General features: G+C 44.8%; 15 protein-coding genes. 8 read left to right on the forward strand and 7 right to left on the reverse strand.

The window, feature by feature from the left end; all coding sequences use genetic code 11:
* Nucleotides 1-104: 104 nt before the first annotated feature.
* Both rnjA and ADG03_RS04930 read right to left on the reverse strand, forming a co-directional pair.
* The gene (rnjA, locus tag ADG03_RS04925; protein WP_003015245.1) at nucleotides 105-1,787 is read right to left on the reverse strand and encodes a ribonuclease J1; all 1,683 of its coding nucleotides are present in this window, start codon (nucleotides 1,785-1,787) and stop codon (nucleotides 105-107) included.
* Between the two features lie 3 nt (nucleotides 1,788-1,790).
* The gene (locus ADG03_RS04930; protein WP_003008866.1) at nucleotides 1,791-2,021 is read right to left on the reverse strand and encodes a DNA-directed RNA polymerase subunit epsilon; all 231 of its coding nucleotides are present in this window, start codon (nucleotides 2,019-2,021) and stop codon (nucleotides 1,791-1,793) included.
* Nucleotides 2,022-2,313: 292 nt separating this feature from the next.
* Here ADG03_RS04930 and tsaB point away from each other — a divergent pair, with 292 nt between their 5' ends.
* The 6 genes from tsaB to ADG03_RS04960 all read left to right on the forward strand — a co-directional run bounded on the left by tsaB (nucleotide 2,314) and on the right by ADG03_RS04960 (nucleotide 6,374).
* Entirely contained in the window at nucleotides 2,314-2,997 is a 684-nt protein-coding gene (tsaB, locus tag ADG03_RS04935; protein ID WP_049471952.1) for a tRNA (adenosine(37)-N6)-threonylcarbamoyltransferase complex dimerization subunit type 1 TsaB, read from the forward strand.
* Nucleotides 2,994-3,431, forward strand: coding sequence for a ribosomal protein S18-alanine N-acetyltransferase (gene rimI, locus ADG03_RS04940; protein ID WP_049471953.1), 438 nt, complete (start codon nucleotides 2,994-2,996; stop codon nucleotides 3,429-3,431). Before tsaB ends, rimI begins: the two co-directional genes overlap by 4 nt.
* Nucleotides 3,421-4,431 (forward strand): tRNA (adenosine(37)-N6)-threonylcarbamoyltransferase complex transferase subunit TsaD, encoded by a 1,011-nt coding sequence (gene tsaD, locus ADG03_RS04945; RefSeq protein ID WP_049471954.1) that lies wholly within the window; start codon nucleotides 3,421-3,423, stop codon nucleotides 4,429-4,431. Before rimI ends, tsaD begins: the two co-directional genes overlap by 11 nt.
* A gap of 169 nt (nucleotides 4,432-4,600) precedes the next feature.
* Nucleotides 4,601-5,296: an AzlC family ABC transporter permease gene (locus ADG03_RS04950; protein ID WP_049471955.1), complete on the forward strand. Its 696-nt coding sequence runs from the start codon at nucleotides 4,601-4,603 to the stop codon at nucleotides 5,294-5,296.
* Nucleotides 5,283-5,609: an AzlD domain-containing protein gene (locus tag ADG03_RS04955; protein ID WP_173020173.1), complete on the forward strand. Its 327-nt coding sequence runs from the start codon at nucleotides 5,283-5,285 to the stop codon at nucleotides 5,607-5,609. Before ADG03_RS04950 ends, ADG03_RS04955 begins: the two co-directional genes overlap by 14 nt.
* Nucleotides 5,610-5,711: 102 nt before the next feature.
* Nucleotides 5,712-6,374, forward strand: coding sequence for a hypothetical protein (locus tag ADG03_RS04960; RefSeq protein ID WP_049471956.1), 663 nt, complete (start codon nucleotides 5,712-5,714; stop codon nucleotides 6,372-6,374).
* A gap of 246 nt (nucleotides 6,375-6,620) precedes the next feature.
* Here the strand turns inward: ADG03_RS04960 and aao are convergent, their stop codons facing one another.
* The 5 genes from aao to larA form a co-directional block, all read right to left on the reverse strand.
* Nucleotides 6,621-7,793, reverse strand: coding sequence for an aminoacetone oxidase (gene aao, locus ADG03_RS04965; RefSeq protein ID WP_049471972.1), 1,173 nt, complete (start codon nucleotides 7,791-7,793; stop codon nucleotides 6,621-6,623).
* Between the two features lie 135 nt (nucleotides 7,794-7,928).
* Nucleotides 7,929-8,642 (reverse strand): D/L-lactic acid transporter LarD, encoded by a 714-nt coding sequence (gene larD / locus ADG03_RS04970; protein WP_021153955.1) that lies wholly within the window; start codon nucleotides 8,640-8,642, stop codon nucleotides 7,929-7,931.
* Between the two features lie 20 nt (nucleotides 8,643-8,662).
* Nucleotides 8,663-10,042 carry a nickel pincer cofactor biosynthesis protein LarC gene (gene larC, locus ADG03_RS04975; protein WP_049471957.1) on the reverse strand — a complete coding sequence of 460 codons (1,380 nt, stop codon included), beginning with the start codon at nucleotides 10,040-10,042 and terminating at the stop codon, nucleotides 8,663-8,665.
* The gene (larB, locus tag ADG03_RS04980; protein WP_023919185.1) at nucleotides 10,042-10,809 is read right to left on the reverse strand and encodes a nickel pincer cofactor biosynthesis protein LarB; all 768 of its coding nucleotides are present in this window, start codon (nucleotides 10,807-10,809) and stop codon (nucleotides 10,042-10,044) included. The genes larC and larB overlap by 1 nt, the downstream gene beginning before the upstream one ends.
* A gap of 8 nt (nucleotides 10,810-10,817) precedes the next feature.
* Nucleotides 10,818-12,092, reverse strand: a complete 1,275-nt coding sequence (gene larA / locus ADG03_RS04985) for a nickel-dependent lactate racemase (RefSeq protein WP_049471958.1) — start codon at nucleotides 12,090-12,092, stop codon at nucleotides 10,818-10,820.
* A gap of 160 nt (nucleotides 12,093-12,252) precedes the next feature.
* On the opposite strand from larA, the gene ADG03_RS04990 reads away from it, so the two are divergent.
* Together ADG03_RS04990 and larE are read left to right on the forward strand one after the other, a co-directional pair.
* Complete coding sequence (locus ADG03_RS04990; RefSeq protein ID WP_021153951.1) at nucleotides 12,253-12,918, forward strand: Crp/Fnr family transcriptional regulator; 666 nt, start codon at nucleotides 12,253-12,255, stop codon at nucleotides 12,916-12,918.
* Nucleotide 12,919: 1 nt separating this feature from the next.
* Nucleotides 12,920-13,768 (forward strand): ATP-dependent sacrificial sulfur transferase LarE, encoded by an 849-nt coding sequence (gene larE / locus ADG03_RS04995; protein WP_023919180.1) that lies wholly within the window; start codon nucleotides 12,920-12,922, stop codon nucleotides 13,766-13,768.
* The last annotated feature ends 3 nt before the right edge of the window (nucleotides 13,769-13,771 follow it).

Below are 13,771 nucleotides of genomic sequence, written 5' to 3' on the forward strand. Positions count from 1 at the left end.
GAAATCGAATTCTAACGAATTACCGATTTCTGTCCCACTCTCTTTTTGATCCTCAAAAGGTCATCATAAAACCAGTTGAAACAGTGGTTTCAACTGGTTGTTTTTTAATTTTCGTCATCTGGTGTGAGAATCATAGGGATAATGATAGGTTCACGTTCCGTGCTCTCGTATAAGAATGGACGAAGGGCATTAACAATCGCACCATTGACGGTTTGGATATTGGCATCTTTGTTCTTCAAGGCGATACGAATAGCATTGAAGAGAATGCGTTGGCTTTCACGAATCAGATCTCCTGATTCACGCATGTAGATAAAACCACGGCTCAAGATGTCTGGCCCAGCCAGGATCATCTTCGATTTGAAGTCAACAGTCGCAACAGCAAGCACGACACCATCTTCAGAAAGGTCTCTCCGGTCACGAAGGACGGCAGCACCGATTTCACCGATGCGGTTTCCATCGACATAGATATCTTGGGCGTTAAAACTTCCTGCGATCCGAGCAGAGTTGGCTGTAAGAGCGAGGACATCACCATTACTCATGATGAAGATATTGTCTTTTTCTACTCCGCAATCACGCGCAAGTCCTGCGTGGATCTTCTGCATCCGGTATTCACCATGGACAGGCATGAAGTATTTTGGTTTGATCAAGCGGAGCATAAGTTTTTGTTCTTGTTGCCCCCCGTGTCCAGAAGTATGGATGTTGTTGATCTTCCCGTGGATGACATCGACACCCGCTTCAGAAATCGTATTGATCAATTTATTCACACTGGTTGTATTTCCAGGAATCGGACTAGAAGAGAAGATCACGGTATCTCCTGGTTGGAGTTGCACTTGGCGGTGCGTTCCGTTGGCAATCCGAGAGAGGGCTGCCATTGGCTCTCCTTGGCTTCCTGTACACATGATCAGGATTTCATTGGCCGCATAGTCTTTGATCTCATTTGGCTCGATAATGGTTCCAGCAGGGACCTTGATATAGCCAAGCTCAATTCCATTGACGATGGCTTTTTCCATCGAGCGTCCAAAGACAACGATCTTGCGACCGGTCTTGACAGCTGCCTCAGCTGCTTGTTGGAGACGGAAGATATTCGAAGCAAAGGAGGCAAAAATGATGCGCCCATGGATGCCTTCGATGATCTTCATGATGGATTGGCCAACCACTTTTTCAGAGTTAGTAAAGGTTGGGATTTCCGCGTTGGTTGAGTCTGAAAGCAGACAGAGAACGCCTTCTTCCCCAAGGGCCGCCATACGATGGAGGTCAGCCGGTTCCCCAACAGGTGTGAAGTCAAATTTGAAGTCTCCGGTACAGACAATCTTTCCTTGAGGGGTGTGAATCACAATTCCCAAAGGTTCTGGAATCGAGTGAGTCGTACGGAAGAAGGTTGCTTTAAGATTTTTAAATTGAAGCTCAGTGTTTTGGTTGATTTCGTAGAGTTTGGCATCACGAAGAAGACCGTGCTCTTCTAATTTTCCACGGATCAAGGCGAGTGCCAAAGGTCCTGCGTAGATAGGGACATTGGCTTGCTTCAAAAGGAAAGGAATCCCACCGATGTGGTCTTCGTGTCCATGGGTAATGAGGACCGCTTTGACGCGATCGATATTATCAACGATATAAGAGTAATCTGGGATTACATAGTCGATCCCAAGGAGGTCATCTTCTGGAAATTTGATCCCGGCATCGACAATGATGATTTCATCTTGGTATTCGATCCCGTAGGTATTTTTCCCGATCTCTCCAAGTCCACCAATGGCAAATACACCAACTTCTTCAGGTTTTAAGGTATAAGCCATGGATTAGTACTCCGTTAGTTCAAAAGCACCTGACTCTTTCTCGTAAGCAAGGTGTTGCTCAGAAAGTGGTGTGATAAATTCAATGTTGAAATCTGTGTTTGCTTCAACCAATTGACGAGCTTGGATGCGTCCTTCGCGTTCATTTGGTGCATCAATATCGAGATAAAGTGCATGCGTGGTTTCACGACGAGGGTTGCGGTCTTTTGTTTCCTGATAAAAAACTTTGTAAATCATGAAGTAATTTTCCTTTCATTATTTCGGTCTATTTGTTAGCTGCGAAGGAGTGCAATCACTAGAGTTTCCTACTCGCAACTAGTGGACCTGATTCGATACAATTAATTATCATTATATCATAAATTCGCCTGTAAGTAAAAGATAGACTGGAAAAGTCAGAGAGGCAAAGACCTATAATAGAGAAGCTTTTGAGCGGTTTTGGATAGGAAAATCCTGCGCTCTAGAGGAGAGTTTCGCTGGGATTTGAAGGGAATTTGTAGTATAATATAATCCAGTTCAAGAGGAGTAGGAAATGAAATTATTAGCATTTGATACCTCGAGTAAGGCTCTTTCTGTAGCGATTTTAGAAGATGAGGCTCTACTTGCAGAAACAACATTAACTATTAAAAAAAATCATAGTATCACCTTGATGCCGGTCATCGATTTTTTGATGCAACAAGTCGACTTGACACCCAAGGACTTGGACCGCGTCGTGGTGGCAGAAGGTCCTGGGAGCTACACTGGGCTGCGCATTGCAGTCGCAACCGCAAAGACCTTGGCTCATACCTTAGGGATTGAATTGGTCGGGGTTTCGAGCCTATTAGCCCTAGTGCCAGATGATCTAGAAGGTTTGGTAGTTCCTGTCATGGATGCCCGTCGGAACAACGTTTATGCAGGTTTTTACCAAGATGATCAGCTGATCGCACCAGAAGGACATTTTCCATTTGAGGAAGTCCTAGAGCATGCAGCGACGAGTGAGCAGGTCACCTTTGTCGGAGAAGTCACTGCCTTTAAGGAGCAGATTGCCTCTAGCCTGCCAAGTGCTACTTACTATGAAACCTTGCCAGATGCAGTGAAAATCGGACGTCTCGGTCTCAAAAAAACGCCTGTTAGCCTCCATGATTTTGTTCCTAATTATCTGAAACGGGTCGAAGCAGAGGAAAATTGGCTCAAAGACCACACGGAAACAACGACCTCTTACATCAAGCGCCTATGATGAAAGGAACAATCAGGAAAGGGAGCGTCCAGGATGCGGCTGCTATTCTCGCTGTGCTGGAAGATGTCTATGAAGCTAGTCCCTGGAAGTTGGAGCAGATTGAAGCTGATTTAGAGCAGGAATCGATCTTCTATTTCCTAGCTGTGGATGAGGGGCAAGTCCTTGGGTTTGTCGCCATTCAAGAAACTCTCTATGAGGCAGAAGTCTTACAGATTGCGGTCAAGCGCGCCTTTCAAGGCCAAGGCCTAGCTCAGCAGTTACTCGCGCAGTTGCCGGACCAAAAAGAGATTTTCTTAGAAGTGCGCGTGTCCAATCAACCGGCCCAAGGCTTATACAAAAAAATGCATTTTGAAGAAATTGCACGGAGGAAGAACTACTATCACGATCCCATAGAGGATGCTGTGATCATGAAGAGGAACCCAAATGAAAGATAGATATATTTTGGCTTTTGAGACATCTTGTGATGAGACCAGTGTGGCTGTCTTGAAAAATGACGACCAACTCTTGTCCAATGTCATTGCCAGTCAAATCGAAAGTCACAAGCGTTTTGGAGGGGTGGTGCCGGAGGTAGCCTCTCGTCACCATGTGGAAGTCATCACCGCTTGTATTGAAGAAGCCCTGGAAGAAGCTGGCATCACTGAAGCCGATGTCACAGCTGTGGCTGTCACCTACGGTCCAGGCCTGGTTGGGGCTCTCTTGGTCGGCTTAGCTGCAGCCAAGGCCTTTGCTTGGGCGCATGGACTCCCTTTGATTCCTGTCAATCATATGGCAGGGCACTTGATGGCCGCTCAAAGCGTGGAGCCCTTAGAGTTTCCACTTTTGGCCTTGCTGGTGAGTGGAGGACATACCGAGCTAGTCTACGTCAGTGAAGCGGGTGATTATAAGATCGTCGGAGAGACCCGGGATGATGCTGTCGGAGAAGCTTATGACAAGGTCGGGCGCGTCATGGGCTTGACCTATCCAGCAGGACGTGAGATTGATCAGCTGGCCCACCAAGGATCTGATATCTACGATTTCCCACGGGCCATGATCAAGGAAGACAATCTGGAATTCTCTTTTTCAGGGCTCAAATCGGCCTTTATCAATCTGCACCATAATGCGCAGCAAAAAGGAGAAAGCCTCTCCAATGCAGACTTGTCAGCGAGTTTTCAGGCAGCTGTACTAGACATTCTCATGGCCAAGACCAAGAAAGCTTTGAAGAAATATCCAGTCAAGACTCTAGTCGTCGCTGGTGGCGTCGCAGCTAACCAAGGCCTTCGTGAACGCTTGGCTTCTGACATCACAGATGTCAAGGTCATCATTCCGCCACTGCGCCTCTGCGGAGACAATGCAGGGATGATCGCCTATGCCAGTGTCAGCGAGTGGAATAAGGGAAATTTTGCTAGCTTAGATCTCAATGCTAAGCCAAGCCTGGCCTTTGAAGGAATCGAATAAGAAAAAGGAGCCAATTGGATGTGCAAGGTCCAATGGCTTTTTTGCTGGGATCTCACCAACTAGTAGCGGATTTGCGAAGGGATTATAAAGCTTTCTCTTTCATTGGTCCTTTTTCAACCTTTTTTCTTGTGTTATAATAGAGGTCAATGATTTGGAAAGGAGTAAGAGAGTGGAAAAAGATTTTTGGCAGGGGGTGAGGGACGCGCTACCGACGGCTTTGGGCTATATCAGTATTGGCCTAGCTTGCGGTGTGGTGGCGTCTCCCTATCTTTCTCCTTTGGAGATGGCCTTGATGAGTGTCTTGGTCTATGCTGGGGCGGCTCAGTTTGCGATGATCTCTCTGATTGCGGCTCATTCTTCGATATTGAATATGGCCTTGACGGTGTGTTTGATCAATCTCCGTAATATGTTGATGAGCCTACATACGTCGTCTGACTTTAAGGATGCTAGTCTTGCTCATACCATTGGGATTGGCAGTCTCCTGACTGATGAGAGTTATGGGGTCTACTTGAGTGAGAAGTTAAAGACGGACACCATTACAGTTCCTTGGATGCATGGGAACAATCTAGTAGGCTATGTGGCCTGGATCAGTGCGACGGTTATCGGAACAGCTCTAGGATCTCTCCTACCTGATCCAAAGGCTTTTGGGCTTGATTTTGCTTTGGTGGCTATGTTTATTGGGATTTTTGCAGCCCAGTTTCAAGGAATGCAACTGACAGAAAAGACCAAGACCATGCTCATGGTGCTGTTAGCAGTAGCAGTGAGTTTCTTTCTCTTACTCTTTTTTGTTTCGCAACCGCTAGCTGTGCTAGCTGCGACCTTGATCGGCTGTTTTGTGGGGGTGGTCTGTGATGCGTGTGAATAGTTATATCTTCATGGCCATTCTGGCCTCAGCCCTCGTTACCTGGATTCCTCGGATCTTGCCCTTCCTCTTAGTCAAATACAAGGGACTGCCGGCTCCTGTGACCCGCTTTCTCAAATACCTGCCCATTTCCATTATCTTTGCCTTGGTTTTATCAAGCTTAGTAGATGGAAAAATTGGAAGCCCCCCGCAGCTCCACTGGTTGGACCTAGTAGTGACCATTCCCAGTCTCTTTGTAGCCTTTCGTTACAAAAACCTTATGGGAACCGTTTTGTTTGGGATTGTCTTGATCGCCCTATTACGATTGGCATTTTAAATGGAAAAATATGTTACAGAAAAATTACAATTATTACAAAAATACTTGATTTTTGTAATAATTGAGGTATAATGGGAGTCAGAAAGATAAAGAGGTAATCGTATGAAAAAATCAATCTTCCGTTGGAGTGCCGCTGTTCTGGTGGCTGCTTCACTTGGTCTAGCTCTCGGTGGTTGTGGTGCAAAGGATAAAAAGACAGCTACCTCATCCGCAAAAGCATCTACCAGCAAGGTAGAGAAAAAAGCCAAAAGTAATAGCAAAAAGAGTGCAGCATCTTCCTCTCAGGCAAACGATACAGCTAGCTCTTCGACTCAAGCAAGTAGCGCGACAGCTTCAAAAGACTCTGGTAAGACCGAGAATGCGTCTACTACGACGCAAGCTACTGTCCCTGCAGAATTGGTGGGAACTTGGGTAGGATCTAGCCCACAAGCGGATTCGATTAAAATGACAGTGGATGCCAATGGAGATGTGACAACAGTGGTTAGCTTCAAAAATGATAGCGAACCAACTCGGACAGCTACCTATACAGCAAGAGCAGTAAAAGCAACAGGCAATATCTACTATTGGGAGTCAGAAGGATTGGATGGAGCTGATGCCTTGCTTCCTGGGATCACAGGGCTAGGTGTAGCCAACTTCCGACTGGAGCCAGGTTTTGTCTTAGAAGAAGGACACTATACCCCGATTGTTTTCACAGCGCCTGTCAATACAGAATTTGACTACACCAAATACAATGATTTCCGTTTTTCATTAACCAAAGAACAATAAAAAGACGAACTCGATGGAAAATCGAGTTCGTTTCAGATTGAAGACAAAGTCATCTTAAAAACTTTCCTTAAGTGAGTACGGACGTCAGCGAACTTCGTAGAAGTTCCATGACTAATTATTGAGCCTAAGGTCTCAATAATTCCGAGTGCCTGAAACAAAAAGTTTCAGGCACTTTTCTCACAGCGGAAAGTTTCGGCATTTTCTTGATTCATTCTAAGACGAGCTCGAACAAATCGAGTTCGTTTTTTAGTAATGAGGGCTTCCTGCTACCCAACCGGTACAGAGGGCGGATGTGATATTAAAACCGCCTGTATGGGCATTGATATCGAGGACTTCTCCTGCAAAGTGGAGCCCAGGAACTAGCTTACTTTCTAGGGTTTTAGGATTGATTTCTTTGAGGCTGACGCCGCCCTTGGTGACAAAGGACTTAGCTAGAGACATCTTCCCAGTAACAGGAATAGGCATCTCTTTGATGTTTTGAATGAGCTCTTCTGTCTGAGGAGGAGTGAGTTGCTTGGCTTTTTCAGGGAATCCTTGCGCCAAGAAATCAGCTAATCGTTCAGGAAGAAGGGCTTTGAGGCTATTTTTAATCGCCTTTTCTCGATGCTCTTTTAGAAAGTCTTTTAACTCTTGAGAAGAGGTATTCGGAAGGAGGTCCAGAGATAAGATTTCCCCACCTTTAACAAAGCTAGACATCCGAAGGGCTGCAGGACCAGAGAGTCCAAAATGGGTAAAGAGCAGGTCGTGTGTGATGATGTGTTTACCGTAGCTGAGGGTCACATCTGTCAGAGAGATCCCTTGGAGGACCTTGTGTGGAAAATCTGTCAAAAGAGGGCTTTCTGCCGCTTCGAGATCGGTGATGGTATGTTTGAAGTGGCGGGCAATTTCGTGTCCGTAGCCAGTAGAGCCGGTAGAAGGATAGGATTTGCCCCCAGTTGTGACAATCAGCTTGTCAGCTGTCCATGTTTTTTCAGCAGACTTGACGATAAAGACGTCTTCTGGCTTGGTGACGGAGACCACTTCGCAGTTGGTGGCAATGCTAGCACCTAGCTCAAGGATCTTATTTTCTAAGGCTTGAATAATGGTGCGAGATTGATCACTAGCAGGAAATACCCGGCCATGATCTTCGACTTTTAGCTTGACGCCATTATCGGTGAAAAATTGGATGATATCATGATTATCAAATTGGGAAAACACACTGTAAAGGAAACGGCCATTTCCAGGGATACCGGCCATCAAATCGTCTAAGGTCCCGTTATTCGTGACGTTACAGCGACCTCCTCCAGTACCAGCAAGTTTCTTACCCAGCCTTTTATTTTTTTCGATCAGTAGCGTAGGTTGGCCATAAGAGGCGCTGGCAATGGTTGCCATCATACCTGCCGGGCCACCACCGATGACAATGGTGTGAAAGTGAGTCATATCAATCTTCTTTCTCTTTTTTTCATGATTTGCTTTGTCCATTATATCATTTTATGGCTGGCTTCGGAAAATGAAGGGATCAAAAAAGCAAGCACCTTTCGATACTTGCTTTTGAATGATTTTTCAATCAACTCATTACATGATTCCAAGGAAGTAACGGATGAAGAAGAAGGCAAGGACAGCACCAACAAATGGAGCAGTACCTGGTACAAGAAGACCATATTGCCAGTCGTTGTTTACTTTATCTTTGATTGGCAAGATTTGATAAGCAAAACGAGGTCCAAGGTCACGTGCTTGGTTCATCGCGAAACCTGTAGTACCACCAAGACCCATACCGATAGCCCAAACGATCAAACCAACAGTGAATGGAAGCATTGCTTCGTTGGCATGTTCAGCAGCCATGATAGATGTCAAGAAGATAAATGTTGCGAACGCTTCGACGAAGTAGTTACGTGGAAGGTTACGGCAGTTAGGGTTTGTAGAGAAGATGTTACGGATAGCAACACCATCAATTTGACCTTCAGAAATCTTGAAGTGGTCAGCATACATAAAGTAAGCAATGACTGCCCCAAGGAAGGCACCGATGAATTCAGCGATTGCGATTGGGAAGAATTGAGCGATTGTCAATTTACCAAGAAGGACTTTCAACAAAGCCATAGCAGGGTTCATTGAAACGCCACCAAAGACGAACAAGCAGACAGTGATACCGAATGCCCATGTTGTGATCGCGAATAAGTGTCCAGTTCCAGCATATTTTGTTTTCTTCAAAACGTCGTCACAGTGTACGCCAACCCCGAAGATAATCATCAAAGCTGTACTCATAACTTCTGCAAGTAATTGATGTGTCATGTTAATTAATGTCTCCTAAATTAATAAATGTATTTTTGTAATTGGTGATAAACTTCTTGAATCGGCAACTGCATCTCCGTAGCAATACGCTGACAGTCTTCGTATTCAAGTGTTTTTTTAGTGGTAGATCCGTACTGGTTAATTTTTACCGTAACGGGTCCAAATTCCGTATCGATTTGTTCAAATCGACGTTGCATGACCTTTCGGTCGACTTGTTGGTATCGAAAACCAATGGTACTGGTTTCTTTGAACAAGAGGGCTGAAAAATCTTCCAACTGACTTCCTTGAATCAAGAGAATCAATTCAAAGCCAGGGCGATTCTTTTTCATAACGACGCTACGATAGTAGACATCTAAAGCTCCAGCGTCCAGGAAACGGTGGATAATATAACCAAGTTGCTCTGGTGTTTGATCATCGATCGTAGTGGTGATCTCAATAATTTGATCTTCCGTGCGATGAACAACAGTGGTGCTGTGAGAGGTGTCTTCTTTCAATAGCGAACCGCGTAAAGCATTGAATTTTCCAGTCTCTCTTTTACCAAACCCATAGCCCACACTTTCGATGGAAAGGTGAGAGGGGATTGGTTCAAAGATTGGGGATAATGCTTTAAGGAGGGCTAACCCTGTCGGAGTAATCAACTCCGTTTTAACTGTGAAGTCTTGAGTAATCGGAATAGTCGTTCCTTTTCTCAACTGCATCACAGCGGGAACCGGAACAGGCATTTCTCCATGGGCAACTGAAATGGTCCCACTTCCCTCAGTGAGAGGAGTAGAGTAAACCGTATCGATACCGAGCGATTCCACTAGGATGAAAAAGCTAACGATGTCGACGATGGAGTCAATTGCACCAATTTCATGGAAATGAATCTGTTCGACAGGCATGTTATGCACAGCTGCTTCGGCCTTTGCGATATCAAGAAAGACTTCAAGACTTTTTTGTTTCACAAAAGGACTCAACTGTGAAGCGGCAATCAGATCGTGGATATCCGCATAACTGCGAGCATCCGCGTGGGAATGGTGATGATTGTGTTCGTGATCGTGATGGTGATCGTGATCGTGATGATGTTCATGATCGTGATGATGTTCGTGATCGTGATGATGTTCGTGATCGTGATGATGTTCGTGATCGTGATGGTGTTCATGATCGTGATGATGTTCATGATCGTGATCAAAATCACCTTCAATCCCCGTATCTTTCTCCCCGTGGTGAAGGTGAACATCGAAATCAGTTCCCCAAATTGCGCTCTTTGCGACGCGATGAACGTGGAGGTGGAAACCATCCACTCCCAGTTTCTCGAGTTCTGTGTGAAGAAGCTCGACATCTGCCCCAAGGTCCACAAGAAGACCATTGAGCATATCGCCACTTATTCCAGAAAAAGGTTCTAAAAATAGACTGGTCATCAGTTTTCCTTTCGATTGTGGTTGAGTCGATTGATCATACATGCTGAATAAGCTGCACCAAATCCGTTATCAATGTTGACGACCGTTACACCAGAAGCGCAAGAGGTCAACATACTCATCAAGGTTGTTAGCCCTTGAAGGTTGCTTCCGTATCCAATGCTGGTCGGAACGGCAATAACGGGGACATCCACAAGGCCTCCTACGACACTGACAAGAGCTCCTTCCATACCGGCAATCACGATGATCACACTGGCTTTTTGGATCTCTTCTAAGCGATTGAAGAGGCGATGGATGCCGGCGACTCCCACATCATAGATTCGGCGAACCGAATGGCCAAAGGTTTCTGCAGTGACTGCAGCTTCTTCTGCAACAGGAACATCACTTGTCCCTGCTGTGACGACCGCAATGTAGTGTTCAGGATCGGCTTCTTCCTTTTTAGAGTTGAGAACGAAGCAGCGGGCTTCTGGATAATAGTGGCCAGTCGGAAAGCGCTGAGAAAGAGCCTCTCCCTTTTGGAGAGAGACTCTTGTTGTGAGGATCGGCAATTCTTTTTGTGAAAGAAATTGCAGGATTCCTTCAATTTGCTCAACTGTCTTTCCTTCGCCGTATACGACTTCAGGGAAGCCGTTGCGACGTTGCCGGTCAGTATCAATTGCTGCATACCCTAGTTCTTTAACCCCGTTGATTTGCTCCAGCGCATCCTCAACGGAGAGATGACCTGCTTGCAAAGAACGGAGTGTTTGTTCTAGATTGGGTTGAAAATCCATGGTAGATTCTATTCAACAACGACAGAAAGTCCGTCGCGGATAACTGTTACTTTAGCATCTTTTCCTTCACGAGCAAAGGCTTTTTCAAGCGCTTCGTCAAATGAAGTTGCAAGTTCCATATGCATACCTTTGATCAATTCAGGATCTACAAGGTCAGATACAAAGATAACATGGTGGTGTACCAAAATACGTGCCAAGATTTGAGAAGTCCATTGGTCTGGGACAGTCTCTAAACGAGGTGTATTGATGGCTTGTTCCAAGAATTCTTTTGGATCTTCTACGTCAGCAAGGTTGCGATAGAAACCTTCTCCACCGTGACCATCTGCACATCCAGCCACCATGATGATTGTTCCGCCTTCTTTGTTAGAAGCTTCGGCTGCAGTCATCCCTTTAACAGCTTGGTAGATATTTTGGTCAAGTGGGAAACCACCGTTTGTTGAAATTGTGATGTCGCTTTCGATCTTAGACACATGTGCCAAGTCTGCAACGAAGTCACAACCAACTTTGTGGGCTTCAACCATGTCCCCAGCGAAAGATCCGATGATGTGTTTTTCGCCGTCCAATACAACGTTGACGATGAAGGCCAAGTTTGCAGTACGAGCAGCGTAAAGCATATCTTCGTGGATTGGGTTGTGGTCAAGGTTACCAGTACGTGCCTTATCAGAATTGATGAAGTCACCTGAGTGGTTCGCCATGATAGTTTTGTATGATGCGATACCTGGAAGGACTGATTTACGTCCACCTGAGAATCCAGCGAAGAAGTGAGATTCGATGAATCCTTCTGCTATCAACAAGTCAGCTTCAGCAGCGATTTTGTTGATGATACAGTCACCACCTGAAGGGAGTTGTCCAATTTTAACCATGTCATCGTCGTTTGTTGAAATGTGCATAACGATTTCTTCATTGTCAACGATTTCTTGGCCGTATTTATTGATCAATTCTTCACGAGTTGAAGGACGGTGGAAACCAGTAGCAACCAAGATACGCACGCGTGCATCAGGGTTAACTGAGCGAATACGACGCAAAATGATTGGAGTGATGATGTGAGAAGGAACGGGACGAGTGTGGTCAGAACTGATCAACACGATGTCTTTTTTGCCTTTAGCAAGTTCTTCCAAAGTAGGGCTGCCGATAGGGTTGTCCATTGAACGTTCAACAGTTTCTTCTTCAGACAGTGGGTTATGGAAGTTTTCCGCCTTAGACTCTAACAATCCTGCAAAGTTTTCATCTGGAATCTTTGCAACAATCGATTTTTTGTCGTACGGTAATTTAATTTCTACCATTATTTGCGATCTCCTTTATTAATACTGATACTTATAGTATAATTCTTTTTAAAAAGAGGTGTGCATCAATTGATGTCAACAAATGTTAACTATATTGTTTAAGAACAGGTGTATCATTAGTGTGATTTCAAGAAAGAGCAGATGGGGAGGAAAAACCGTCGTGAATTCAGAATTTTTAGTGAAATTTTTGGAAGAGAGGCGAACGCCGATCGTCAAGAAAAAATACCATAGTTACCTCTCCTATCGTGGGATCAAAGAGGATTACATCTACATCTTGAAAGAAGGTGTGGTCAAGACAAGTGTCATCATGCGTGATGGGCGTGAGTTTAACTTTTCCTATCTAAAAGCCATTGACATTGTCTCTTTGATTCGTGATGAGGTGTCCAACTATACAGACTCACCTTTCAATGTGCGAGTGGAGACAGAAGAAGCAAGTTTTTATCGTATTCCTCGGGTCAAGTTTTGGAATTTTGTCAAAGAGCATAAAGAGCTGCAGGACTATGTGAGGGACTATTATCGTAATAAACTGTCTGAAAGTATGGAGTCTCAGCAGTATATGATGATGAATGGTAAAAAAGGGGCGGTTTGTTTTCATTTGCAAAAACTAAGCAGTTTGTTTGGTGTGGAGCAAGAAGACGGCTTCTTGATTGATTTCAACATTACCAATGAAGATATTGCCGGTTTTTGTGGGATTTCGACGCGAAACAGTGTCAATCGCATTCTCAATGAATTAAAACGAGAAGGTGTTTTGGATATTCGACAGCAAAAGATCGTGATTTTGGATAATGAACGGATTGAAGAATTTATCGGAAGGGAGCTATTCTAAGATGGCAACAGAAGCACAAATCAGAAAAGAAAAAGAAGAAAAATTACAAGATATTTTACGAAAAATCGGAAAGGTAGCCGTTACCTATTCAGGTGGGATTGACAGCTCTTATCTCTTGAAGGTGGCCTTGGATACCTTGGGACCTGACAATGTTATTGCGGCCGTCGTGAACTCTGAGATGTTTTCAAATGAAGAATTCGATCTAGCGCTCGACTTGGCCGATCAGCTAGGAGCACCTGTGCTTGGACTGGAAATGAGAGAATTGAGTGATCCACGGATTGCTGCCAATACGCCCAATATTTGGTATTACACCAAACAATTGATGTACCAAACTATTAAGGATTCAGTTACAGAACTGGGCTTTAAGCAATTGGTAGACGGCAATATTATGGATGATATCGACGATTTTCGCCCTGGTATCAAGGCTCGGGACGAAGCGGGTGTCCGCAGTGTCTTGCAAGAAGCCGGCCTCTATAAGACAGAAATTCGTCAATTGGCCAAGGAAAGAGGGGTCTCCAATTGGAATAAGGTGCCATCTTGTAGCGTTGCCTCACGCTTCCCATACGGAGTGAAAATCACTTCAGAAAATGTACAACGGGTTTTTGAAGGGGAAGAGTTCCTTGTAGGACTTGGCTTTGAGCAAGTCCGTGTGCGTGTGCATGGAGACTTGGCGCGCATCGAAGTGGAAGAAGACCATCTGCTTAAAGCCATCCAACTGCATGACAAGATCAATGACTACATGAAAAAAATCGGATTTACCTATGTAGCCTTGGATTTGGCTGGATATAAGTACGGCCGGATGAATGATGCATTGGATGAAAAAACAAAAGAAAAAATTATGGCAGGTTAAGCA

It is taken from the genome of Streptococcus parasanguinis (assembly GCF_001069785.1).
In the GTDB taxonomy this organism is placed as follows: Bacteria; Bacillota; Bacilli; order Lactobacillales; family Streptococcaceae; genus Streptococcus; species Streptococcus parasanguinis_T.

Excerpts from the sequence above, each read along its gene's own strand:
- rnjA (WP_003015245.1), bottom strand. The coding sequence starts at position 1,787 with ATGGCTTATACCTTAAAACCTGAAGAAGTTGGTGTATTTGCCATTGGT.
- ADG03_RS04930 (WP_003008866.1), bottom strand. The coding sequence starts at position 2,021 with ATGATTTACAAAGTTTTTTATCAGGAAACAAAAGACCGCAACCCTCGT.
- tsaB (WP_049471952.1), top strand. The coding sequence starts at position 2,314 with ATGAAATTATTAGCATTTGATACCTCGAGTAAGGCTCTTTCTGTAGCG.
- rimI (WP_049471953.1), top strand. The coding sequence starts at position 2,994 with ATGATGAAAGGAACAATCAGGAAAGGGAGCGTCCAGGATGCGGCTGCT.
- tsaD (WP_049471954.1), top strand. The coding sequence starts at position 3,421 with ATGAAAGATAGATATATTTTGGCTTTTGAGACATCTTGTGATGAGACC.
- ADG03_RS04955 (WP_173020173.1), top strand. The coding sequence starts at position 5,283 with ATGCGTGTGAATAGTTATATCTTCATGGCCATTCTGGCCTCAGCCCTC.
- ADG03_RS04960 (WP_049471956.1), top strand. The coding sequence starts at position 5,712 with ATGAAAAAATCAATCTTCCGTTGGAGTGCCGCTGTTCTGGTGGCTGCT.
- aao (WP_049471972.1), bottom strand. The coding sequence starts at position 7,793 with ATGACTCACTTTCACACCATTGTCATCGGTGGTGGCCCGGCAGGTATG.
- larD (WP_021153955.1), bottom strand. The coding sequence starts at position 8,642 with ATGACACATCAATTACTTGCAGAAGTTATGAGTACAGCTTTGATGATT.
- larC (WP_049471957.1), bottom strand. The coding sequence starts at position 10,042 with ATGACCAGTCTATTTTTAGAACCTTTTTCTGGAATAAGTGGCGATATG.
- larB (WP_023919185.1), bottom strand. The coding sequence starts at position 10,809 with ATGGATTTTCAACCCAATCTAGAACAAACACTCCGTTCTTTGCAAGCA.
- larA (WP_049471958.1), bottom strand. The coding sequence starts at position 12,092 with ATGGTAGAAATTAAATTACCGTACGACAAAAAATCGATTGTTGCAAAG.
- larE (WP_023919180.1), top strand. The coding sequence starts at position 12,920 with ATGGCAACAGAAGCACAAATCAGAAAAGAAAAAGAAGAAAAATTACAA.